Origin of the sequence: Soonwooa buanensis, from assembly GCF_900167905.1 — a bacterium.
In the GTDB taxonomy this organism is placed as follows: Bacteria; Bacteroidota; Bacteroidia; order Flavobacteriales; family Weeksellaceae; genus Soonwooa; species Soonwooa buanensis.
On record NZ_FUYZ01000012.1, the window covers coordinates 89458 to 114787 of the forward strand.

General features: G+C 34.7%; 22 protein-coding genes and 2 tRNA genes. 11 read left to right on the forward strand and 13 right to left on the reverse strand.

Annotation, left to right across the window (positions count from 1 at the left end; all coding sequences use genetic code 11):
- Positions 1 to 10 precede the first annotated feature (10 nt).
- Both B5X62_RS13985 and B5X62_RS13990 read left to right on the forward strand, forming a co-directional pair.
- Complete coding sequence (locus B5X62_RS13985) at positions 11 to 499, forward strand: DUF456 domain-containing protein (protein ID WP_079668102.1); 489 nt, start codon at positions 11 to 13, stop codon at positions 497 to 499.
- 30 nt (positions 500 to 529) lie between these two features.
- A complete protein-coding gene (locus B5X62_RS13990; RefSeq protein WP_144038398.1) occupies positions 530 to 1012 on the forward strand; it encodes a hypothetical protein in 483 nt (160 codons plus the stop codon).
- A 1-nt stretch (position 1013) separates the two neighbouring features.
- On the opposite strand, the gene B5X62_RS13995 is transcribed toward B5X62_RS13990, so the two are convergent.
- Entirely contained in the window at positions 1014 to 1655 is a 642-nt protein-coding gene (locus tag B5X62_RS13995; RefSeq protein ID WP_079668104.1) for a uracil-DNA glycosylase, read from the reverse strand.
- Between the two features lie 92 nt (positions 1656 to 1747).
- Between B5X62_RS13995 and B5X62_RS14000 the strand changes: the two genes are divergently transcribed.
- The 4 genes from B5X62_RS14000 (at position 1748) to B5X62_RS14015 (ending at position 5832) form a co-directional block, all read left to right on the forward strand.
- Entirely contained in the window at positions 1748 to 3109 is a 1362-nt protein-coding gene (locus tag B5X62_RS14000; RefSeq protein ID WP_079668105.1) for an AAA family ATPase, read from the forward strand.
- A 58-nt stretch (positions 3110 to 3167) separates the two neighbouring features.
- Positions 3168 to 4277, forward strand: coding sequence for a peptide chain release factor 2 (gene prfB, locus B5X62_RS14005; RefSeq protein ID WP_079668106.1), 1110 nt, complete (start codon positions 3168 to 3170; stop codon positions 4275 to 4277).
- A gap of 84 nt (positions 4278 to 4361) precedes the next feature.
- A complete protein-coding gene (locus tag B5X62_RS14010) occupies positions 4362 to 5048 on the forward strand; it encodes a DedA family protein (protein WP_079668107.1) in 687 nt (228 codons plus the stop codon).
- A gap of 103 nt (positions 5049 to 5151) precedes the next feature.
- A complete protein-coding gene (locus B5X62_RS14015; protein WP_079668108.1) occupies positions 5152 to 5832 on the forward strand; it encodes a Bax inhibitor-1/YccA family protein in 681 nt (226 codons plus the stop codon).
- A 35-nt stretch (positions 5833 to 5867) separates the two neighbouring features.
- On the opposite strand, the gene B5X62_RS14020 is transcribed toward B5X62_RS14015, so the two are convergent.
- Complete coding sequence (locus B5X62_RS14020; protein WP_079668109.1) at positions 5868 to 6182, reverse strand: DUF4286 family protein; 315 nt, start codon at positions 6180 to 6182, stop codon at positions 5868 to 5870.
- 172 nt (positions 6183 to 6354) lie between these two features.
- Between B5X62_RS14020 and gyrA the strand changes: the two genes are divergently transcribed.
- The 3 genes from gyrA (at position 6355) to fsa (ending at position 11091) form a co-directional block, all read left to right on the forward strand.
- A complete protein-coding gene (gene gyrA, locus B5X62_RS14025) occupies positions 6355 to 8955 on the forward strand; it encodes a DNA gyrase subunit A (RefSeq protein WP_079668110.1) in 2601 nt (866 codons plus the stop codon).
- 12 nt (positions 8956 to 8967) lie between these two features.
- A complete protein-coding gene (locus B5X62_RS14030; RefSeq protein ID WP_079668111.1) occupies positions 8968 to 10350 on the forward strand; it encodes a tetratricopeptide repeat protein in 1383 nt (460 codons plus the stop codon).
- A gap of 87 nt (positions 10351 to 10437) precedes the next feature.
- Positions 10438 to 11091: a fructose-6-phosphate aldolase gene (gene fsa / locus B5X62_RS14035; RefSeq protein ID WP_079668112.1), complete on the forward strand. Its 654-nt coding sequence runs from the start codon at positions 10438 to 10440 to the stop codon at positions 11089 to 11091.
- A 61-nt stretch (positions 11092 to 11152) separates the two neighbouring features.
- On the opposite strand, the gene B5X62_RS14040 is transcribed toward fsa, so the two are convergent.
- The 8 genes from B5X62_RS14040 to B5X62_RS14075 form a co-directional block, all read right to left on the reverse strand.
- Complete coding sequence (locus B5X62_RS14040) at positions 11153 to 12016, reverse strand: GLPGLI family protein (protein WP_079668113.1); 864 nt, start codon at positions 12014 to 12016, stop codon at positions 11153 to 11155.
- Between the two features lie 30 nt (positions 12017 to 12046).
- Positions 12047 to 12874 carry a GLPGLI family protein gene (locus B5X62_RS14045; RefSeq protein ID WP_079668114.1) on the reverse strand — a complete coding sequence of 276 codons (828 nt, stop codon included), beginning with the start codon at positions 12872 to 12874 and terminating at the stop codon, positions 12047 to 12049.
- Between the two features lie 275 nt (positions 12875 to 13149).
- Positions 13150 to 15339, reverse strand: a complete 2190-nt coding sequence (locus tag B5X62_RS14050) for a M56 family metallopeptidase (RefSeq protein WP_079668115.1) — start codon at positions 15337 to 15339, stop codon at positions 13150 to 13152.
- Entirely contained in the window at positions 15339 to 15698 is a 360-nt protein-coding gene (locus B5X62_RS14055; RefSeq protein WP_079668116.1) for a BlaI/MecI/CopY family transcriptional regulator, read from the reverse strand. The genes B5X62_RS14050 and B5X62_RS14055 overlap by 1 nt, the downstream gene beginning before the upstream one ends.
- Positions 15699 to 15847: 149 nt before the next feature.
- On the reverse strand, positions 15848 to 16510 hold the full coding sequence (locus B5X62_RS14060; RefSeq protein WP_079668117.1) for a hypothetical protein: 663 nt from the start codon (positions 16508 to 16510) through the stop codon (positions 15848 to 15850).
- A gap of 158 nt (positions 16511 to 16668) precedes the next feature.
- Positions 16669 to 17172, reverse strand: coding sequence for a hypothetical protein (locus tag B5X62_RS14065; RefSeq protein ID WP_079668118.1), 504 nt, complete (start codon positions 17170 to 17172; stop codon positions 16669 to 16671).
- Between the two features lie 328 nt (positions 17173 to 17500).
- Positions 17501 to 18688, reverse strand: a complete 1188-nt coding sequence (locus tag B5X62_RS14070; protein WP_079668119.1) for a calcium:cation antiporter — start codon at positions 18686 to 18688, stop codon at positions 17501 to 17503.
- A 245-nt stretch (positions 18689 to 18933) separates the two neighbouring features.
- Positions 18934 to 19006 (reverse strand) — tRNA-Met (locus B5X62_RS14075).
- Positions 19007 to 19230: 224 nt separating this feature from the next.
- Here B5X62_RS14075 and B5X62_RS14080 point away from each other — a divergent pair.
- Positions 19231 to 20391: a hypothetical protein gene (locus B5X62_RS14080; RefSeq protein ID WP_079668120.1), complete on the forward strand. Its 1161-nt coding sequence runs from the start codon at positions 19231 to 19233 to the stop codon at positions 20389 to 20391.
- A gap of 281 nt (positions 20392 to 20672) precedes the next feature.
- On the opposite strand, the gene B5X62_RS14085 is transcribed toward B5X62_RS14080, so the two are convergent.
- From B5X62_RS14085 to B5X62_RS14095, 3 genes are all read right to left on the reverse strand, one after another.
- Positions 20673 to 21176, reverse strand: a complete 504-nt coding sequence (locus tag B5X62_RS14085) for a hypothetical protein (protein WP_079668121.1) — start codon at positions 21174 to 21176, stop codon at positions 20673 to 20675.
- A 5-nt stretch (positions 21177 to 21181) separates the two neighbouring features.
- Positions 21182 to 23530, reverse strand: a complete 2349-nt coding sequence (locus B5X62_RS14090; RefSeq protein WP_221405233.1) for a hypothetical protein — start codon at positions 23528 to 23530, stop codon at positions 21182 to 21184.
- Between the two features lie 515 nt (positions 23531 to 24045).
- Positions 24046 to 24118, reverse strand: a tRNA-Met gene (locus tag B5X62_RS14095).
- A gap of 240 nt (positions 24119 to 24358) precedes the next feature.
- On the opposite strand from B5X62_RS14095, the gene B5X62_RS14100 reads away from it, so the two are divergent.
- Positions 24359 to 24970 (forward strand): L-threonylcarbamoyladenylate synthase, encoded by a 612-nt coding sequence (locus B5X62_RS14100; protein WP_079668123.1) that lies wholly within the window; start codon positions 24359 to 24361, stop codon positions 24968 to 24970.
- Positions 24971 to 25330: the final 360 nt, after the last annotated feature.

Consider the following 25330-nt stretch of genomic DNA (forward strand, 5'->3'; position numbering starts at 1 on the left):
AATTTAGAACATGGAGGAAGGATTAATCACACTTGTCAGCATCATATTATTAATCATCGGGATTCTCGGGACTTTTCTCCCCGTTTTACCAGGATTGGTCATAAGTTTGGCTGGATTTTTAATTTTTAAATTTGGGACAGATTCAGATATGCCGATGTTATACGTTTGGATTTTCGGATTTTTGACAGCAATTTCCGCAGTTCTCAATTATGTAATTCCTGCAAGAACTAACAAAAAATATGGCGGAACACGCTGGGGAAGTATTGGCTCATTTGTTGGGACAATTGCTGGTATGTTTTTAATTCCGGTTCCTTTTGGCTTTTTAATCGGGATGCTTTTGGGTGTGTTAATTGGAGAACTTCTGCATGACATGAACGACAAGAAAAAAGCTTTCAACTCTATGAAAGGCGCTTTAATAGGCTTCCTTTATGGGACAGGATTCAACTTCATGGTCGGAATGGCAATGTTTTTGGTAGTTATGTATTATGCATTTTTTTAAATACATTTAAACCTCACAAAATATTAAACTATGATACGTCCTATTTTATTAACAACTATCCTATCTTTAGGAATTTTAAGTTGCGAAGCGCAGAAGAAAACAACAACTTCTACATCCAACTCTAGTTCAACTTCTACATCGACTAGCAGCCAATCAACAAACACATCAGGTTTGAAAAAAGTAAATATCGACATGGGCGATTATCAACAAATCGCAGGTACAGATCTAAGCATAAAATATAACGGAATTATCGAAGATAGCCGCTGTCCAGAAGGCATGACTTGCGTTTGGGCAGGCGTTGCAGTTGCGGAGCTAGAAGTCATGACGCCAAGTTCTCGACCTAGAACAATACAATTAGCAACGACCGAAATGGAATCTCGCGGTCTTAAAAAGTCCGAAACAGTCTATGGCTACGACATTAGTTTAAAAACCGTTTCGCCTTATCCTTCCAAAAATGAAAAACCAGCAGGCACCAAAAATTCTATCGGTTTAGAAATTCAAAAGCAGAAATAAATTACCAGTCAATCGCTGATTTTTGTTTCGATGTTAAACATTCGTTGATTTTGGAAAAAACCTTACTTCCATAAAATCCTCGATGTACCGAAAACGGCGACGGATGCGCAGACTGAAGAATAAAATGTTTAGCAGGGTTGATTAATCCTGCTTTTTTTTGTGCAAAAGCGCCCCACAATACAAAAACAACATTTTCCTTTTCCTCCGAAATTTTTTCGATAATAAAATTGGTGAACTTTTCCCAACCCAAATCTTTGTGAGAATTGGGCTCGTGCGCTTTAACCGTCAACGTTGCATTCAGCAGCAAAACACCTTGCTTTCCCCAATCATCCAATTCGGTTTTGGAACGATCAATATTGAGGTCGTTTTTTAATTCAGTAAAAATATTTTTAAGTGATGGTGGCGCCTTAACACCTTCGGTCACAGAAAAACAAAGTCCGTTGGCTTGGTTGTCATTATGATAAGGATCTTGACCAATAATTACGACCTTAACCTCATCAAAAGGCGTCAATTCTAAAGCGCGAAAAATTTGGTCTTTTGGTGGAAAACATTTACTGGACGCATATTCCAGATTAACATTTTGCCACAAATTTTTAAAATAGTCGCTTTCTTTTATCGGTTTTAAAATCTCATCCCAAGTCATTTGACAAAATTAATTGTAATAATTTTCATGAACAAATGTCAGCACAAACCAAGTTTGTATAATTTTTGATAATTTAGAACAAAAGAAAGAATATGCTTACAGATTTTTCAAGTCTTGCAAAAGACATCAACATACCTACGGAGAATTTAAAAAAATTCGTTCAAGATTTTGAATTAAATATCGACTCTGTCATCAATGACAAAATGCAAGCGACACCAGAATTTACAAAATTTGTTAAAGAACAAAAAGACTTTCTATCAAAATACAGCAGCGACCTAGAAAAAGAGAAAACACCAAAAGATATTGCCGAAACAATTTCGAAACCCATAGAAGAAGTTGATGATTTAATTAATAAAGAACATAAAAATCTTTTTGACAACGGACTTTATAAAGCGTCTGTGTCTAGTTACAATATCGATCGAGAATTAGGCGGCGATTATCAATTTGTATATGATTATTTTGGGAAGAAAACGCCACTTTTTCAAAAAGATTTTATCGGTTACAGCGATTTGTATTTTTACATTATCGACATGCTAGAACCTTTCACCGACGAGAATCAGCTTAACAATTGGGGAATCCATCGTGCGGCAGGAATTATTCTCTATGGCCCTCCAGGAAGCGGAAAAATATTTTGGGCAAAACGCATTGCAAAAATTATCGATTACAAATTCGAGGAAATCCGAAAATCTTATCTGAAAACTAATTTCTTTAATAATGAAAAATCTGATTTTAATGACTTTTTAGTTAGCATCATGAAGCAAGAAAAAATCCTTCTGTTCTTAGATGATTTCGATGTTATTATGGAAGAAAAAGAAAGTCAAGATGGTTACGCTTGGGAGCTTAAAGAAACTAAAAATATTATTTTCCATACCATCGACAAGTTCGAGAAAGAGCATATTTTAATGATTGGCGCTGCAAAAAATGTCTCGGATATAGATTCAGAAATCCTTGCGCCAGGACGCTTTGATGTGATGATTCCGATTTTCCCGCCGAATCCGCAAGAACGCGCCGAAATGATTTTGTATTATATGTTACAGAATCTTGCCGAAGACGCTACTTTACTAGAAGTTTTAAAATATAACAAAGCCGACCAACTGCCTTTCTGGAGAGAGACTGCACAAAAAATGAAAGCTTTCTCCAACACGATGATTATTGACTTTACACAAAGTCTCAAAAAACGAATCCGAAATCTTTATCTAAAAAAAGAAGTTACAACTTTAAAAATTGATCAGACAATTTTGGATGCTGCGCTCAAGGAAGCTGCGGGCAAATTGACACAAGAATATCTCAACAGTATACATTTATTTTTGCAAGAAGTAAGTATAAATTCGGAGGAAGAATTTTATCCAAGAATCTTGACGTTGCAACAAGAACTTCAATTCTATATTAGAAAAGAAGAACCTGTGCGAAGTATCGGTTTTAATAAAGATGAAAATCCCGAGAATAATTCGTAGAAAATGGCTTTAAATATTTTTGAATGCCTAATTTTGCAAAACTAATTGACAAACACCCGTGATCAACAACGACCAGATAAAAGAAATCAGTGCCAGAATTAAGGATTTGCACAAGTATCTTCAAATCGAAAAAAAGAAAATCGAGATCAGCAACGATGACGAAAAAACGGCTGCTCCAGAATTTTGGGATAATCCAAAAGAAGCCGAAGTTTTCTTAAAACAACTTCGTTCTAAAAAGAAATGGGTTGAAGATTACGAAGATATTTTTACTGAGTTCGAAGATTTGCAAGTTTTGATAGAATTTGCAAAAGAAGATGCTGACAGCGAAAAAGAACTGGACGAAAATTTCCCAAAACTTGTCGAAAAAATTGAAAATTTAGAATTCAAAAACATGCTTTCCAACGAAGGCGATGAGCTTTCTGCAGTGCTTCAAATTACGGCTGGCGCTGGCGGAACCGAAAGCTGCGATTGGGCTGGGATGTTGATGCGTATGTACATCATGTGGGCAGAAAAGCAAGGCTATAAAGTTAAGGAACTTAACTTCCAAGAAGGTGACGTGGCTGGTGTCAAAACGGTGACTTTGGAGATCGAAGGCGAATTTGCTTTTGGCTATCTAAAAGGTGAAAATGGCGTCCATCGTTTGGTGAGAATTTCGCCGTTTGACAGTAACGCAAAGCGACATACGAGTTTTGCTTCGGTTTACGTTTATCCTTTGGTTGATGACACGATTGAAATTAATATTAATCCTGCTGATATTAGTTTTGAAACCATGCGTTCTTCCGGTGCTGGTGGACAGAATGTTAACAAGGTAGAAACCGCAGTTAGACTTCGACACGCACCGACTGGCATTATCATAGAAAACTCCGAATCACGCTCTCAGCTTCAAAACAAAGAAAAAGCGATGCAACTCTTGAAGTCTCGACTTTATGAAATGGAACTTGAAGAGAAAATGCGCGCCCGTAACGAAATTGAAGCCAACAAAATGAAAATTGAATGGGGAAGCCAAATCCGAAATTACGTTATGCATCCTTACAAATTGGTAAAAGATGTACGGTCAGGATTTGAAACTTCGGATGTTGATGGCGTGATGAATGGCAACATAACCGCCTTCTTAAAATCCTTTCTAATGGCGGAAGGACAAGCCGAAGCTGATGAAAGTCAGTTTTAAAACCGATAAATTTTAACTAAAATTAACGCCCTTTATCATAGATAAAATTAATCAATTAAGTATATTTGCGACACAAAAATTAATATGGAACACTTTGAAAGCTGGAAAGACTTATTAAACCCCGAGTTTTACATTAAAATGGGTGGGTTTTGGCTAATATTATTCATCATTTTTGCAGAAACAGGATTATTTGTTGGTTTCTTTCTACCAGGCGATTCATTACTTTTTGTATCAGGAATATATGCCGTAGAAATTATCAAGGAAACTTTTGGAGGAAGTGGCAACGATTTGTTAGACACAACAATTCTCGCAAGTTGTATTTCTTTAGCTGCAATCATCGGTAACGAAGTTGGATATTATTTCGGTGTTAAAACTGGACCAGCTTTGTACAAACGTCCTGACACAATGCTTTTCAAAAAGAAATACCTTTATCAAGCGCATGACTTTTTCGAAAAACACGGCAGTATGGCGGTTATTATGGCTAGATTTTTACCAGTTGTAAGAACTTTCACCCCGATTGTTGCTGGTATTGTTAAAATGGACAAGAAAAGATTTTTGATAGATAACATTATTGGTGCGGTGCTTTGGTCATTTAGTTTGGTATTTGCAGGACATTATTTAGATAAAGTTTTTAAAGATCAATTCGGGATCGATCTTAAGTCTCACCTAGAATGGATCATCATTATCATTGTTCTTGTTACAACACTTCCTGTATTAATCAAATTTGTATTTGGAGGTCCAAAAGAAGAACCTAAAGGTCCACAAGAATAAATTTTTTCTTAAATTATATTAAAAAAGAATCTCAAATGAGGTTCTTTTTTTGTTGGAAAATAATATTTTTCTATATTCGAAAAAGAATAAAAAATAACACAATATGCAAACATTAGTATCACAAGCTACCGACCTAGAAAAGGCAGAATTTTACAAGAAAACCTACGGACACGTTGCTTTAGCAATTTTGGCTTTCATCGTTGTCGAAACAGTATTAATTAATATCGTCCCAGAACAATATATTTTTGCAATGTTTCAGCAAAAATTCACTTGGTTATTTATCCTTGGTGCATTTTGGCTGGCATCAACATTAGCTAACAAGTGGACACTGGCGCAAAGCCGCTCGACACAATACATGGGACTTGGTTTTTATGTTTTATTAGAAGCTATCATCTTCTTACCAATCATGTACATTGCAGTTGGATACACAGGTTTAGACGTTATTTATCAAGCTGCAATTCTTACATTAGCTTTATTTGTTGGACTTAGCGCTTATGCTTTCTTTAGTAAAACTGATTTCTCTTTCTTAAGATCCATCATTGTAATTGGAGGATTTGTCGCTTTAGGACTTATTGTTGCAGGCGCAATTTTCGGATTCAACTTAGGGCTTTGGTTTTCTGTAGGGATGATTTTGATAGCATCTGCAAGTATCCTATACCAAACTAGCAAACTAAAAGACACCTATGCTACAGATCAATATGTAGGGGCATCTTTACAATTATTCTCATCAATCATGTTACTATTCTGGTACATTCTTAGAATCTTGATGAGTAGAAGAAATTAATCAAATCAATATATCAAAAAAGAAAGGCTCGGATTTTAAAATCTGAGCCTTTTTGGATTTAACATCGTTGGAAAAATCATCACTTCTTGTCCAAAAACCTTATCGATGCGTTCAGCAATATTTGGAAGCTCGCTTAACAGGAATCCTTCTCTTAGTTCCTCATTTGCGAAGACCAAAAGAAGATTGGTATTACGACCTTCTCTTACCATATCAGTGCTAACTTCGGACAGAATATATTTGTCCACATCTATTAAGTTTTCGACCATGTTATGAAGCTCATTATCACAATATTGATCCCATTCTGGAATACGATTTTCGGTTGTATGAAAAGTGATACTTAAAATACTCATTTATTTGATTTTAATTAGACAATTAGTTGAATTTGATAGGCAATATTAGGCAAAATTTTCGTATTTTAGCAGATGCGTTTGCTAATGGAAAATTTTAGCAAAAATAGCATTAAAATCAATTTTAAAGAACTAAAAAATAGGGAATTTTCCCGGTTAATTTTAAAGAATATAGATGAGATCAGAAGGAGAAAAGTTAATTCCTATCAACATTGTTGATGAAATGAAGTCCTCTTATATCGATTATTCGATGTCGGTAATTGTTTCCAGAGCCTTACCTGACGTAAGAGACGGATTAAAACCAGTACACAGAAGAGTACTTTACGGGATGTATGGCTTGGGTGTTTTTTCTAATAGAAAATATTTAAAATCTGCCAGAATTGTTGGGGACGTTTTGGGTAAATATCACCCACACGGCGACAGCTCGGTTTACGATGCAATGGTACGTATGGCTCAACCTTGGAGTCTTCGCTACGAGCAGGTAGATGGTCAAGGTAACTTCGGATCTATGGACGGTGACCCGCCAGCAGCAATGCGTTACACCGAGGCTAGACTTAAAAAAATCTCTGACGAAATCCTTGCAGATCTTGACAAAGAAACTGTAGATTTCCAAAATAACTTCGATGATAGTTTAACTGAACCAACAGTTTTACCAACGAAAATCCCTAACCTATTGGTGAATGGTGCGTCTGGTATCGCGGTTGGTATGGCAACTAATATGGCGCCACACAACTTGTCAGAAAGTATTGATGCGATATGTGCATACATCGATAATCGTGAAATTACGATTGATGAATTGATGAAGCACATCATTGCACCTGACTTCCCAACTGGTGGTATTATCTACGGTTACGATGGTGTTAGAGATGCTTTCCATACAGGTCGTGGACGTATTATTTTGAGAGCTAAAGTTGGTTTTGAAGAAATCGGAAATCGTAATGCAATTATCGTTTCAGAAATTCCTTATCAGGTTAATAAAGCTGAAATGATTGCAAGAACTGCAGAACTGGTTAAAGATGATAAAATCCCTGGAATTTATGAAATCCGTGACGAGTCTGACAGAAACGGTCTTCGTGTTGTTTATGAATTGAAAAACGACGCAATTCCGAATGTTGTTCTTAACTTATTGTACAAGTATACGGCGCTACAAACGTCTTTCAGTGTTAATAATATCGCATTGGTTAAAGGTCGTCCAGAGCAACTTAACTTAAAAGATATCATTCATCATTTCGTAGATCACCGTCACGTTGTTATCGTTAGACGTACCGAATACGAATTGAGAAAAGCGCGCGAAAGAGCGCATATCTTAGAAGGATTCATGAAGGTAATCGGAACGCAAGAGTCTTTGGACAAAGCTATTTCTATTATTCGTCATAGTGCAAATCCAGCAGAAGCGAAGGAAGGCTTAATTGCAGAATTCGATCTTAGCGACATCCAAGCGCAAGCGATTCTAGACCTAAGACTTGCTCGTCTTACAGGAATGGAATTGGACAAAATCCGTGATGAGTACGAACAAATCATGGCTTTAATTAATGACTTGGAAGATATTTTAGCAAACGAACCAAGAAGATATCAAATTATTAAAGATGAACTTCTTGAAGTTAAAGAAAAATATGGCGACGAAAGACGTTCAGAAATCGATTATTCTGGTGGAGAAATGTCAATCGAAGACCTTATCCCAGACGAAAAAGTTGTATTGACAATTTCACACGCTGGTTATATTAAAAGAACTCTTCTTTCAGAATACAAAGTTCAGTCAAGAGGCGGCGTAGGTAATCGTGGTGCAACAACGCGTGACGAAGATTTCTTAGAATACATCGTTACTGCAACCAACCACGAGTATTTATTATTCTTCACAGAAAAAGGAAAATGTTTCTGGTTAAGAGTATTCGAAGTTCCTGAAGGTTCTAAAACGGCTAAAGGTAGAGCGGTTCAAAACCTTATCAACATCGAACCAGATGATAAGATTAAAGCTTACATCCGTACCAAAGATCTTAAAAACGAAGACTACACAAGTCAAATGAATGTGGTGATGATTACGAAAAACGGAACCATCAAAAAAACATCGTTGGCTGCATATTCTAGACCAAGAACTAATGGTGTTAACGCGATTGAAATCCGTGAAGACGATATGCTTTTAGGTGCTAAATTAACGAACGGAAGTTCTGAAATTATGATCGCTTCTAAAGGTGGTAAATGTATTCGTTTCCCAGAAGAAAAAGTACGTGCCGTTGGTAGAACATCGATTGGTGTACGTGGAATCGACCTTGGAGCAGGCGACGAAGTTATCGGTATGATCGTCGTTAATGATTTAGAAAATGATACAGTATTAGTTGTATCAGAAAAAGGTTACGGAAAACGTACTGCTGTTGAAGATTATCGTATCACAAACCGTGGTGGTAAAGGTGTTATCACACTTAACATTACTGAAAAAACGGGTGATCTAATCGCAATCCAATCAGTTACAGACGAAGATGGATTAATGATTATCAACCGTTCTGGTGTTGCAATTAGAATGAACACTGCAGAACTTCGTGTGATGGGTAGAAACACACAAGGTGTTAAATTGATTAACCTTAAAGGAAATGACGAAATTGCTGCGATTGCAAAAGTAGAAATGGACAAAGATGTTGAGGATGAAGAATCTGAAAATTCTGAAAACGGAGAAGCAACAACTAACGAAGATGGTACAACAATTGTAAATGAAACATCTTCTGAAGAAAATCCAACATCAGAAACTACGGAAGAAAACGAAGACAACAATAACGAAGAATAAATTTTAAAATAAATGAAAAAAATATTTTTAAGCTTAACAATGATTGCGGCTTCGCTGTCATTTGCTCAAAAAAAAGAAATCGCTAATGCAGTAAAAGCTGCAGACCAAGGCGATGTTAACGGAACTGCGGCTGAAGTATCAAAAGCTGAAGCTATTTTCGGAGACAAAATCTATTTATTAGAGCCATCTCTTCAAGAACAATATTATTACGCTAAAGGTCTTGGCCTAGTAAAAGCTGGAAAAATTGCGGAAGGTGCACAAATCCTTTCAAAAATTACAGATTTAGGAAAGTCTACAATCTACTCTGGTAAAGACAATGACAAAAATAAAGTTTACTTTGTTGGAAAAGAACAAGCTGATAAACTAGGTGCTGGATTATCTTTAAAAGAAGAAAAATATTCGCCATCATTAGCTAGTAAAATTAGTCCGCAATTAATTCCGATGTTCCAAACAGCATACAAGAATGGAGTTACAGCTTACGAGGCTAAAAATTTCACGCAGGCTGCTAAGCTTTTTGAAGAATCTTACGACTTATCAAAAGCAGGATTATTTGATAACCCTTCTGTTCTTTACTCTGCAGGTATAGCTTATGCACAAGGCGAGAAAAAGGAAGAAGCTTCTAAAGTATTCCAAAGATTATTGGATATGGGATATACTGGTGCCGAAACAATTTATACAGCAAAAAATAAAAAAACCAATCAGGTTGATACTTTAGATAAAGCAACTTTTGATTTGTATAAAAAAATGGGCGCTTCTGGTGATTATGTTGACTTTAAAGAAGAAAAAACACCGAGTAAAGAAGAAGAAATCTACGACTTCCAATCAGTTTTACTAATGGATCTGGGTCGATATGACGATGCTATTTCTTTAATTGAAAAAGGCTTAAAAAAATATCCTAATAATACCAAATTAGCTAATGCGCTAGGGATCGCCTATTACAAATCTGGAAAGACAGAACAATTTGTTAATAGTCTAAAATCACAAATTGCAAAAAATCCAAACGATGCCAACGCTTGGTATAACCTAGGTGTTATCTACAAAAATGATCCATCAAAGCAAAAAGAATCTGAAGAAGCTTTCAATAAAACCATAAGCATTGAACCAAATAACAAAAACGCTTACGATAATATGGTTTCTTTATTAATGGGAGATGATTCTAAAGCAGTTGATGAATTCAACGCCCTAAGAAAAGCTAAAAAAATTGACGAAGCTAACAAAGTGATGGAGTTACGCCGTGCAAGATTTGCAAAAGCAATTCCTTACGCAGAAAAAGCTTATGCATTAGATCCTAAAGATGCCGATATGGTTTCTTTACTAAAAGGACTTTACAATGCGACGCAAAACACTGCAAAATTCAATGAGTTTAAAGCTAAAGAAGCTGAACTTAAAAAATAAAAAAATTGGAGGCCTTGGCTTCCAATTTTTGTTTAAAGGCAAATAATTAAACTATCTTTGTAATTAAGATTTTAAAACTAAAAAATAATGAAATTTTTCATCGACACTGCTAATTTGGAGCAGATTAAAGAAGCTCAAGACTTAGGAATTTTGGATGGTGTTACAACCAATCCATCGCTAATGGCTAAAGAAGGTATCGCTGGTAAAGAAGCAATCAACAAACATTATGTTGACATTTGCAATATCGTAGATGGTGACGTTTCTGCAGAAGTTCTTTCAACAACTTATGAAGAAATGATCAAAGAAGGTGAAGAGTTAGCGGCTTTACACGAAAGAATCGTTGTTAAAATCCCAATGATTAAAGATGGCATCAAAGCGCTAAAATACTTCTCTGACAAAGGCATTAAAACCAACTGTACATTAGTATTCTCAGCTGGTCAAGCTTTATTAGCTGCTAAAGCTGGAGCAACTTACGTATCGCCTTTCTTAGGTAGATTAGATGACATTTCTGTTGATGGTATCGAGTTAATCCAAGAGATCAGAATAATCTACGATAACTATTTATTTGATACTCAAATTTTAGCGGCGTCTATCAGAAATCCAATGCATATCATCAACTGTGCAAAAATTGGTGCTGATGTTATCACTTCGCCACTTCCATCAATCCTTAACTTGTTAAAACACCCATTAACAGACAGCGGATTGGCACAATTTGTTGCTGATGCTAAAAAAATGAACTAATCATTTTTATTAATAAATAAAAAATCCGAAGTTTTTAGCTTCGGATTTTTTTGTTTAAATTCTATTTTAAAAGGTCCGGTTCTAGCGCATTATTGTTTTTCTTTAATTGCTCACGTGCACGAGCTTCATAATCTTTAAGCGCTTTTGCTTGAGGAATTAGATTTCCTGACTCGTCATACATTTGTAAAACTTTATCAGTGTAAGCCTTTCTAACACCAGCGATAGGGTCTTTAAGATAATTTTTATAAAGTTTCACATATTGTTTATAAGTTACAGGAGTTGCATTAATTTGCTTCTCAAAATCGTCATCCAAATCTTGCTTAATAATATTTTGAACGCCTTTTAATTCAAAAGAAATTGTTTCATTTAGATTAATCGCTTTAACAATCAAACCTGGTAATCCACGAAATTTATAAGGTCCATCTTGCAATGGAATCGAACTTGTAAACCACGCTGTCCACTTTCGTCCAGCAAAATAAGTTTCAGCTTTTTGACAATCCCACTTCCCTATTTTTTGTTTATCTGAAAGAATCTTCCAAGTCATTTTTCGATCATCTGTTTGATTATAAAAATCTGGCCAAATTTTATTAATAAAATTGATTTTAAAATCAGGATAAGTTTTATAGACTTTGTGCTCTATAACGCCATTCGGCGTACCCTCGTTACTTATCATCATATCGCCATTAGCGTTCTTAACAAATTCGTGTTTCTTTAACCTCGAATCCATAATCGAATCTCGCATATACACATTCTGGCTATAATATTTTGAACCTTTTGGAAGAACATCCAATCGCATCATTTCCACAATTACAGAATCGCGATTTGTAGAATCCGTTGCAATCTTATATTCATACAAAAAGCGTTGACTTTGCGCATTTATAAAAAACTGAACGAATAATAAAAAGAGAAATGATAATTTTTTCATGGAGGTTCTGTTTTTACTAAAATAAAAAAATTACTTGAAAGACAATTCTATTTTGTTGTTATCTTTTTTAAGTTCTTCTTTTAACTGAGCTTCGCGCTCCTTCATCCAACGATTATCTCCTTCCGCTGGCGTCATGACAATACCGCCCATAGTTGCTTGTTTGAAGCCTTGTGTGGGATCTTTCGCATAATCATCCAGCAACTTTTGATATTGTTTCATATTTAAAGTCAATTCATTTTTTGGTTTTTTGTAATTTTTAACTTCTTCAGCAGTTAAGGTTTTAATGCCTTTCAGTTCCAAAATATGAGATTGTGTTTTATCTTCAATTTTAACAATTAAACCAGGAAGTCCAGAAAACTTGTAAGGACCATCCTGCAACGGAATTTCGTTAGCAAACCACGCCGTCCATTCTCTTCCCGCAAAATCTAAAGTTGCTTTTTGTGTCTGCCACTTCCCTATTTGTTGCTTGTCAGGAAGAATTTTCCAAGTTAGTTTTCTTTCGTCTGCAATTTTGTAGCGATTCATTCCGATACGGTTATGTAACTCTGTTTTAAAATCAGGGTAAGTTTTTGAAACCGAATAACGTTCTGCATCTACCTTCATATTAGGTTTAATATTAACCATCCCTGTTGCTTTTAACTCAGTTTCTAAAGCTGCACGAACCAACGAATCCGAATGATAAGCCGTATAACTATAATATTCTGAACCTTCTTTGGTTGTGTCCAAATACATCATTTCGGTACGTTGATTAGCCTTGTTTGTGGAATCTTTTACCAATTTGTATTCGTAGATGTAACGCTGATTTTGCGCGAAAAGATTTAAATTTAATGCTAAACAAAAAATAAATAATAATCTCATAGTCTTAGAGCCTGTTTAAAAATTTTACCGAAATCTTATTTTTAAAAACTCACATCTTTCTTTACTAAATTTTGATGCCTCTTTGAGCTTATTTTTCACTTCATGTTTTTGATTTATCCCGATAAATCTTCAAAAATGAAGCAAAAAATTCTTCTCAAATTGTCTATAAAAATTTTAGTAATAAAATTTAAACAGGCTCTTAATTTATTAAAAAAACTGCCTCATAATTTTAAAATAAAATAGAGGCAGCATGCGTAAATATAAATGTGTGTGGTTTATTTAGTTTCGATTCTTATTTCACCTTTGTCATTGTATTTATTAACATTAACATTTTTGATATCTTTTGGTGCAATTTTATCCATTTCCGCTTTTGTAACTTCTTTACCATTGATGAAAAACTTCATTTCTCCCGAAGAATAATTTCTAAAATCTAATCCGTCAATTGTAAAAAGATTATCATTTTTGAATAACGTAATTCCGCTAGAAGGCGCAGCAGACATTCTTGGCGCAGCAATTGTTTTTGCAGAACTTACAACCCAAGGACGATCTACCATTGATTTTTCGCTTCTCAAATCTTTGCGTTTTTCGTTTATTTTTTTCTGAAGCTCTTGGATTTCTTTTTTACGTTTTTCGTACTGACGTTTTTCTTTAGCAGTCAACTCTCTGCCAAACCCAATGTCTTCAAAACCAAAATCCTTGAATTCGAAAGTCGGTAAATCTTTAAGTATTTTTTCCAACTCGATATCTGGCATTGTAAAGTCAGAAAGATTTAAGACGCGATTTAGTTTAGACCCATCATTTGCACTTATATAATCTTTTCCGTTGTAGATATAGACATTGCTACCACTTTTAGCAGCTTCTTCGATTTTCTTTTTCCATTCTGGAGAATTATATTTTTTCTCCAATTCTGCAGAACGCTTTTCTATATCAGCCATTTTCTTTTTCCATTCTGGAGAGTTGTATTTTTTCTCCATTTCGGCAGCGCGTTTTTCGATAGCAGCTATTTTCAATTTATACTCTGGAGAGTTATATTTTTTCTCCATTTCTAAAGCACGTTGCTCCATGTCTGCGACTTTCTTTTTCCATTCTGGAGAGTTATATTTTTTCTCCATTTCTAAAGCACGTTGCTCCATATCTGCAACTTTCTTTTTATATTCTGGAGAGTTGTACTTTTTCTCAATTTCGGCAGCATTTCTTTCAATTTGCGCTACTTTTTCTTTCCATTCTGCGGAGTTATAATACTCATCAATTTGTTTAGCGTAGTCGTCTGATCTTTTTAACATCGCTTGATAACGGGCAGAGTTGATGATTTTATCAGCTTCATTTGCTAAAGCTTCAACTTCTTTCGTTTTTGCAAGATACTCTGGCGAGTCATCTTTTTTAGCTTTTATTAAATCATTGATTGCCTTATTTTTATCAGAGATTTTTTTATTGATTTCAGAAATCAATTTGTTATCATTACTAATCTGATTGTTAACAGACGAAAGTCCTTCCTGAGCAGACCTAACCGCTTTAGGCATCGAAGACAAAGAGGTTGTATCGACAATCGCAGTATCTTTTTTCATACCTTGGACCGCTTGTTCAATTTCAATATTTGTCTTTTTTATTTCTTTGTTTTTCGCGTTAACGAGATAAGCGAAAGACAGCATAAACAATAGCGGCAAAGCAAAAATCCTGCGCGCATAACTGTATTTGGTTTTACTTTTAGTAAGCATTTTTAATCTTTTTTTGAGGTTAGATGATAAAAATGGACTTGTTGCTGGCAAAGTCGTCCCCGGAAAGTGACTCTCCAAAAGCATCTGCGCAAATGCCTTGGTGTCAGAACGTTTAACAGCTTTGTTGTCCGCTAAGTATTCGTGTATAAGATTGATTTCTTTATTAATGATATAGAAAATGGGATTCATCCAAAAAACAGACTTCATGATTTGCATAAACAGCTTATCCCAAGTATGTTTTTGCTCGATGTGTACCATCTCGTGCTTTAGGATTTGTTGTCCTACAGCAGATTCCATTTGGATCGATTGCTTCCAAAATAGATTTCTAAAAAACGAAAACGGTGCTTCGTCTAGGTTGGTTTGGTAAAACTTGATACCCTGCAATTCCTCGTGAGGAAATGACTTTTTGATGTGATTGATTCTTATTAAACCTATTACTAATTTTGCTATAAGTACGACTGAAACCAGTCCAATAACAGCATAAAAAATTTGATGAATAGTGATGCCATGATTAATAGGATTTTCGGTTGATTGTAAATTTTGAAACAAAAATATAAGCTTCGGATTAACATCTATCGTGAAATACGACAGCTTTAACAATGGCAGACTAACACTTATTATTACCGTTAATAGTAGATAAAATCGATTATAATGGTGAAAAGTTTTGTCTTTTAAAAACAACAAATAGTAAGCGTACATCACCGCAGAGCAAGTGATCATCTTGAGACAATATAATAGAAAAGCGTCCATTAGTCTTTGTTTTTGAGTTCGTCTAAAAGTTTTTCTAAATCTTCAACGCTGATTTCATTTTTTTCGACTAAAAACGAAACCGCATTTTTATAAGAGCCTTCAAAATAGTTTCTTACGAGACTTTTGATGCTTCTACCACTGTAACTTTCTTTAGACACCAACGCAAAATATTCGTGTTGTCTTCCAAAAGTTGTATAGTCGACAAAACCTTTTTCCATAAGGATTTTAAGGATGGTAGATACGGTGTTAGTGTGCGGTTTGGGTTCTGGAAAATGTTCTAAAATATCTTTTAGAAAACCTTTTTCTATTGTCCACAGATACTGCATGACTTGTTCTTCCGCTTTTGTCAACTTGTTCATAATCTTCAGTTTAATATATCAATCAATCTTATATCACTAATTTCTTAGTAATACAAATGTAGACTAATTTTTAATTCGTACAACTATTTTTATAGTTAAAGCATGTTAAAATTTACAACTAATTAAAAATCAATGATTTAAAATTAAAACTAGAACTTAACCAGCCAATAAAACACTAATAATAACCACTGAATGGCAATAAGAATCCAGGTTGGCTTAAGAGAAGCATCAGAAAAATCTTCGATTACTGCCAGAATTTTGTTCGATATTACCATTTTAGGCGTCAAAGTTTTGTCTTGAAAATCAACATCATCGAGACTAATTTTCTTAATTCCAAAAGCAATAATACGTTTCATCCACTTATTCTCTGGCTCTTGTTTTAATTGGTCGAGCATTTTCAACTTCAACATGGCGTAGTCAGCACCTTTACTCATGAAGCTGTTGTCGGGCAAAACCATATTCAGAATTTTATCGATAACTTGACGAATATAACTATCGGAATGATCTTTAATAAAGCGATTTGCGACTTTCATCAAAGCATATTTATTTCCTAAAACAAAAAACAAATAGGGACTCACAAAAGTAGAAGCTAACCACAAAACAGAGCTAATAGGTCGAGCCAAAAATGCAACCACCAAAAAAGGAATAACGCCAGCATGCCCCGTATGACCAGCTTCGATAGAAGAACTTATAACAAAAAAACCAATAACACCTGAAACCACGGTTGAAATAAGACCTAGAATATTAATCTTCAAGAAATTAATAATACCTATTGAAGATATTTTTGCAATGTATTTTAGTTTTTCTTTCATTAAAATTTAGATTTAAATAAATATATCAAATTTTTTAAAACTGAAACAAAAAAAAGTTGCCACCATTGGTGACAACACAGTTTTCTAGCAAATCCATTGTGAGTTAGGTAATGCTAAAAGTTTAATTAAAAAAGTAATTGATTATTATAGAAGTCTTATTATTTAATTCTCATAAAGTAACCTGTTTTTTCATCATCCAAAATACTGATACTCGCATTATTAGAATCTGCCCATTTGGTACTATTTTTCATAAGACTTCCCATAGTTGTGTCATATAAATAGATCCAGTCATCTTTTGAGTCATTAATTTTGTAACAGTTTACATTTTTGTTTTCAGCTTTCTGTCTATTGGTAGCTTCCGAATTGTAAGTTATCGTGTAATTTTTAGTCATTACACCATTTTCGAAATATCTAAAATTGTAGATTTTACCTTGGGTTATCGTTGTTAATTCAAAATAGGTATTTTTAACTTGTGACCACGAAGACCAATTACTCCAAGTCCCTTTAATTAAAGTTGATTTTGAAGAAAAATTAACAGGAAATTTGATAGTTTGTACTTTAAAATCTTCTACTTCTAAGAGCGTGTTATTATTGCTGGGAAGACTGGAAAACATCACACTTACAGGGAAAAATAGAACAAGTGATAAAATAGATTTTTTCATAATGGAAATTGTTTTATTATAGTTTAATTGTTTTTAAAAAAAATTAAAAAAGCTAGATTTTGATCTTCATTTCAGAAAGAAATAAAGAGCCTTAATCCTATCTTTTAGAGATTATTTTCTTGGCAACAAAACTAAGTGAAAGCCGTAAAAAAACTATTTTAATAATGGATAGTCATGGAGTAGTTTTCCGATAAAAACTGGGTAGTCGCTGGGTAGTCATCACTTTCGCGCATTATAAAACACGAATAATAAACATGATTTACAGCAAGTTATATTTTTAATATTTTATACTATCAGGAAATTCAAAAAAAATTCTCTTCGAAATATTTTAAGGGTTAAAAATTAACAAAATAAATGTTGCAAAAAGAACCAAATGCATAATCCCTACAAAAGGCGTCGTTCTTTTACCAGCAAAAGTCTTAATGCTCAACAACAATGTGATGATAAACAAAATCGTCTCAGTTGAAGTAAGTCCAAAAAGCACCGTCTTCCCAGTTATTAAGCCAATAGTCAGCACCGCAGGCACCGTTAAGCCTACAGTTGATACAAAAGCACCGTGACATAAATTAATAGCGCGCTGAAATTCGTTATTTAATGTGGCTTTTACAGAAGTAATAGATTCTGGAGTGAAGACAATAAACGCGATTAAAACCCCACCCAATTGCGGTGGCAGATTAGCCGCTTTTATGCCATAATTAACAACTTTTGCCATGTTGTGTGATAACAAAACGATTGGCAAAATCATTAAAATTAGTACCACCACTCGAATCCAAATTTCCTTTTTATCCTCTTTAGTTAACGAACTATTCTTCTCGTCCGACTTGGATATAGAAAGTCTTTCTTGATACGGAACTTCCATAAATCCAGCTTTGGGTTGAATATACAGATGGCTATAACCTTTAACCTGAAACGCCAAAAAGAATCCATAAAGTATAACTATAAAAACGGATAAGCTAACTGCTTGTACATTAGTAAAAACGCCTCCACCAGCACCTTGAATAAAATTTGGCAGCAACATAGACAAGCCTCCAAGCATGATAATCATGGCGATATAAGACATCGTACCTTGCGAGTTATACTCTTGTTCACCGTACTTTTTACCGCCTAGTAAAATACACAAACCAATCACGAGATTCATAATAATCATCATCACCGAAAAAATTGAGTCTTTACCAATGGTGGCCACTTCGCCAGGTCCCAACATCACCGCAGCAATTAACACCACCTCGATCGAAACGATTGCCAAGGTAAGAATCAAGGTTCCGTAAGGTTCGCCTAGTTTATACGCGAGTTCGTCAGCTTCCTTTACGACACCAAAAGCGGCAGCAATAATAGTGACCAATAAAACTAAAAATACAAGCGTGGCTACACGCGGTGACATAGAATCGCCCAAAATAGAATGTCCAAAAAAAGAAAACCCAATAACAATTAGCCATATTAAAATTAAAAGAATCCTTGTTTTAGAAGGCATTATATCTTTTAATGACATTTGTTTGATCTTGTTAGTTCCTGACATTTTATATAAGTTTTAAAAGCAGTACAAAATTATCACTTGCTAACAACAACAAATTTATCTTATGATAAATTCTCAATATTTATGGGAAATTTTTGAGATATTTTAAATTTAAAAAATAAGAAACCATGAATACAAAAGCCAATTAAATGTATTGTCATTAATTAAATTCGAAACGGTATTAAATATTATTTGAAATAAAGTATTATTAAAAAAAAAGGAGACTCATTTCTGAATCTCCTTTGTAGTAGCGGGAACCGGACTCGAACCGATGACCTTCGGGTTATGAGCCCGACGAGCTACCTACTGCTCCATCCCGCGATATTGGATTGCAAATATACAACAATATTCTAATACTCCAAGTAAAATAGAAAAAAATATTATTTTCAATATTTATTAAATTAAAAACATTGAGAAACGAATTCTAAATCAGAATTTAACACAAGTAATTTTTACTGTTTAGTTTCAAGTCTTTATTAAAAATTTCAATTACAACTTCAAATAAATTATTTTTTTTATCTTTCTTTATCTAAAATATCAAATAGATGACTTTAAAAATTTTTCCTATACTTTTTTTCTCAGCTATATTTTTTAGTTGTGATAGCAAAGACAAGAAATCAACTCCCACTACCGATTACCCAATCCTAAACAACGAACAACCAGCGAACATTGATATTAATAATGATGATATTAAAAAGATTTTAGAAACACCAGCCAATAGGTATTCGCAGAAGTTAGATGACTACAATTTTAACCTTCCATTTAATTTCAGAATCAACGAATTATCCACAGAAAATAGTCCAAATCATTCTTTTAAAATGCGTTGGAAAGTGAAACCCGATTTTGAAATTGACAGTCAATCCGAAGGTTTTAGACGATTTCAGGTTTATAATTTCATAAACATAATACCTTTTTCGTCAGACCAAGGCGAGTTTTATATCTTCAAGAGAACCAATTCTTCTGATGTTAAAATTGAGGATTTTCTAAAACCTGCTGACAAAGTAATTTACAAAGACAACAATAGTGCAATCTATAAGGTTGATGGTAAATACAGATCATTATATTTTGATTATTTAGCCGATAAAAAAGAATATATCTTGTTCACTAGCAACTCCCCTTTTTGGAATATTCAGCCAGAATTAAAACCAGAATTAGAGCTTAACCAATTGGCTTATCATTTAAGAATGGCAAAAAATGTCCTAAAGCCCATTACTGCACAAAAAGAAAGTTGGCCGATGTACAAATCGCAATTATCACTTTTAGAAAATAGCTTTTTTGAAAAATTAAATTCTGAAGTCTTGGCTGCTTTCAAATCCGATCCCAACGAAAAAGTCTTTTCTCCTGCCGATAAAGGAAACATCAAATATTATAGCGTGTTTAAGTCAAATCCAGAAATTAATGAGGTTTGGAAAAAACTGAGTTCTGTTGCCATCAACACAAACCTTAAGATCAACGAAAAGGATTTTCAATATTTGTTTGATAATGATTTCAGATTTTTTTACTCAGAGAATTGTAAACTTATTTCTAAATCCAACAAAAGTCTAATCTTCCAAAGAGGCGATCGACAGACATTTTGTTTGGTTAGCAAATCAAAAAGCGGGGATTATTTTATTTTTAAAGATTTCCCAGAGCTTCAACAAATGCATTCTGATTATTATAAAAACGAAATTAACTTCTACAAAGAATTGTTCGAAAATAGTTTTTAAGAAATAAAAAAAGTCTATCTAAACCCAAGAAGAACAACAGACAATCAACAGATAGCAAAGTATTTAATCCAAAATTAAAAATTCCAAGGCCTGGCTTCCTATTTCGGAAAATGCAAAAGTCGAAAATCTAGAGAAAGCTAGTAAGTCACACCAAGGAGATTACTTTAACTATCTTGAAAAAAATGTATCGATAAAAGATACATTTATCGATACAAACTTTATTTGAAGTATAAGCATAAGACCGCTCAACGCAGGCAATATAACACTATGGAAATAAAGAACTACTTCCAATAATGCCAATTAACACCGTCAAATACCGCTAAAGAATCACTAACAGTGTCATATAACATTGTTCCTATAACAGGCTTTCCGACAATAGTACTAGGATTACTAACTTTTGGTAAAACCATGGCTCTGGTGGTAGACTCGAGAATCAAGATTCCCTCATGCGCTGACGAGGATTTACCAATGATAACGCTTTCGCCTACATCTAGATTTCCCGCATTAATAAAGGGATTATTTAAGACTGAGTTTGTACCGGTTAAATCCGTCCATATTCCATTTTGCTTAACTTGAACAGATTTTCGCGCTTTATTCACGATAAATGTTCCGTCGGTTGCATTTGTAGGAGCGTCAATGGTGGTCGGTAATATGATACCTTTATTAGCCGAGCCAAATTCTAATAAAACACTACTATTAGTCACCGAATCTTTTCCAATCGAAACTTGTGCTTTCCCTAAAATACTAGCCAACACAAGACTAAAGATTAACAAATTATTTTTCATCACTTTTAATTATTACATCCTTTTTTAATACATACCCAACCCGAACGTGATGGGTCAACACTTGGAGCATTAGCACCTTCGCCTCTATACAACTTGACACACTTAGCATCCAAGTCATACACTAACATACCTTTTACAGGGACTAGTTGTAAAATTTGACTGGTTGTCATTTGCGTAATCACCAAACCTTTATTAGCCGAGTCTAAAACAATATAGCCATTTGGCACCACGGCAGGCCAGTCTTCAACACTTATGTTAGACTTAGTTAATATCCCTAGAGAAGAGGCCAAAGGACTATCTATATTATTGCCCGGCTTAACACATACACCATCTACATAAGTTTTACTGGCGACCATACTAGTTTCATTATTACACAATCCTGATACCACAACATAATAGTAGTCTGTTGTTGGTACAGAAGAGGTCACGGGTGTATAAGAACTTGAAGTAGCACCAGCGATAGCAACACCTCCGACCGTACTATTAACATTATTTTTATACCACTGGTAGCTTGTTGCACCTGTCGCAACCACCGAAATAGAACTAGGCGACTGATTTACATTTAGTTGCTCGCTAGATGGATTTGGCTGAGTAGTTATTTTCGTAGATCCATTAACGATAAGTCTTGCTGACGTCTCAACAGTTCCACAAGTATTCCCTGCAATCAGCTTGTAATAATATCCATTATAACTTGCTGGGACCGCTGTTAAAGTCAATGTATTTGTAGTAGCACCACTATATATGCTATTATTACTAATATTAACATAATTGCTTCCACCATCTGTACTTACATGCCATTGATAGCTCGTGGCATTAGTTATGGAGGCTGCAAAAGAAGTAGACTGACCAGAACAAACACTTTGGTTAACAGCATTACTTTGTACACTAGGTTTTTTTGTAACATTAAGTACGGCACCATTACTAAAAGACGTTCCACAAGTACCCGTCACCTGCACACGATAGCGATAGGTATCCATTGTAACATTTACGCCTGTTATGTTAAGGTTTGACGTAGTAACATTTGAATATAGACTACCATTAGAAATATTATTATAGCTGCTACCGCCATTTGTACTGACTTGCCATTGATAGCTATTAGCATTTGTAGCTGTAACAGAAAAACTTGTATTTAATCCCTCACAAATATTAACATTTGAAGGTTGATTGGTGATCACGGGATTAGACGAAACAGTCAAAACACCCGCATTACTAGTAGCATTTCCACAACTATTAGTGGCTATCACTCGATAACGAAAATTATTCATCGCTACCGTAGCGCCAGTAATTATTAAATTCGCACTCTGAGTGTTGGAATAGACACCACCGTTATTTATATTATTATAATTTGCGCCATTATCTGTGCTAACTTGCCATTGATAGGAAACCGGATTGTTACTAAAGCTTGCCGAAAAACTCGCATTCCCAGGATCACAAATGCTAATATTCGCAGGCTGAGTACTTACCACAGGTACACCACCCATACTAACAGATACAGCATCTCCCGCTGGATAATAACAACCTGTGGCATTGTTATAATAATATGGTGTATAAGTTGTATTCGGAGATAAATTACCTGTCACATAAGTGCTACCATTAAACCAACGCACTGTACTAGCTTGCGGCGTTGTAATACTTACTGGACTTTTCAATAAAGAATTAAGTGCCGAGACCGAAGTAGTCGTATTACAGATAACATAACTATTCGATGTTGTAACGGGTACCGGAACGGCATACATACCTGGATTATCAATAAAGGCATCAGTCTTATTATTAACATTTGCGACCGCAAAACGTATTTCATAAGTATTACCAGGGCGCAACACGTAATTCGAAGTGGTGGAAACATATTTTAACTGTGCATTAATATAATCCCCCGCTGTTAATTGAGCCAATTGCGAACCAGTAGAACTATACAAATAAGCCATCACCCAAAAGTTTAGATCAGGAGAATCATTATTGAAAACTGTCATTAAAGAACCGATCGTAAATTGATTAATAACAAAGCCTGGAGATGTATTACTTAATGTAATCCTATATGTCAGGGCATTTGAAGCGCTATAGCTTCCTGTTACATTTTGTAAACGAAACACCGTTGCATCTTTCACACTAATCTTATTATTACCATTATATGTTGCTAAGTAGCCAGGCTGCCCAACATTAGCACTTGTATGAAACCAATACCCACTACTTGTCGAATTATTAACAAGAATATTACCAACAGTATAATAACCACTAAGATTAGAACTTAATGTGGTCGCACCATACGATGGATTAGGCCTGTTCGCATCGCCATTATATACGAACAAACCTTGATTTTCGGTATTTACCCCACAATAGTTTTGGGAATATGCCACACTTCCAAAAAAGGAAATACATAGTAAAAATAGTGAAATTGTGAATTTTTTTAACATTTTGATCATTATGCGTTTATTTTATAAACAAATTTAAAAATAAATCAAACTATTAAAACCAAATCAAATATGACTTTCATCATAAATTCTTTAACTATAATTATTTAAAATAAGAATTTAATACCATGAAAATTATCTATAACCGATAAATAATTCATCTATTAAAAAAAATAAATAACATACTTTTAACAATCGCATAATAGATGACACACTGCGTCATCACACAAATAGTGTTTTGTCAAAAAAATCTAGAAAGTTAGCTTAGTAACAAAAATAAATCCTGAATGATAAAAACAATGTTTTATATTAGAATAGCAGGACAAATAAAAAACTGAAAAATATTTACGAAAACATCCTGCAAAAAATAAGCACCCAGACAATTTGGAATTTATCATTGTCAGAATAATACAATAGGATTAACAAAAAAAGGAGACTCATTCTTGAATCTCCTTTTGTAGTAGCGGGAACCGGACTCGAACCGATGACCTTCGGGTTATGAGCCCGACGAGCTACCTACTGCTCCATCCCGCGATATTGTGGTGCAAATATACAACTATTTTTCAAAACCGCAAACAAAACTCAATAAATCTACTATCCATCGATAGTTAAATACATTATCAGTTAAAAATCAACGGTTTAAAAACAAATAAAAACTTCCTCAAAATAGGTCTAAACCAGAAAAGTAAAAAAAACACAACGCTCCTATTGCCTAATTAAAAAGCTTGGTCTAAAACCACACAATCCTAACGCATAATTCACTAACTTTGTCTTATGGCAAAAATTCTGAAAATCTATCCAGACAATCCGCAAGAAAACTACATCGACCAAGTCGTGAAAACCTTGCGTGACGGCGGGCTTATCATCTATCCCTCCGACACAATCTATGCCCTAGGCTGCGACATCAACAACCTAAAAGCCATGGAAAAACTAGCGAGCGTAAAAGGTATCAAACTAGAGAAAGCCAAATTTTCGATCATCTGTAACGACCTTAGCCATTTGTCAGAGTTCACCAAACCTATCGAAACCTCGACTTTCAGGTTTCTAAAAAACCATTTGCCAGGGCCATTCACCTTCATTTTGGACGCCAACAAAAATCTGCCTCTAGCTTACAAAGGCGCCAAAACAGTGGGGATCAGAGTGCCCGACCACAGCATTCCGCAGCTAATTGTCGAGAAGCTTGGCCATCCCATTGCCTCGACATCCATCCGTGACGACGACGAAATTCTCGAATATTCTACCGATCCAGAATTGATCGCCGAAAAGTATGACAACCTCGTAGACATCGTTATCGACAGCGGTTACGGCGACAACGTGGCATCCACCATTGTGGACTTGACCTCTGGCGAACCCGAAATTATCCGTCAAGGAAAAGGCGAAATCTAGAGTTTTAAAATTATTTTGGGCGCACATTTCCGTCTTCGTCTCCCACTCTTTTGCTCGGCAAAGCCTCTCGCAAAAGGAGTTCCGTCTACGTCGGGGCGCAATCCCGAATAGTTGACATAGCCATGGCAGATTTCAGTTTTGCAACTAACAATAATAAAATGCAGAAGCCTTTTTTAAAATTCAAGAAAATATTAACTTTAGAATTAATTCTTAAACAAAGATTCAAACTTGCATTTAATCCTTATTTGTACTTTTGTAAAATCTACATTTAGAATTTCTTTTGTGACTTTTGTGGCCAATTTATTTAAAAGCCAAGCTAAAAGAATTCTTAAACGAAGATTCAAACTTGCATTTAATCCT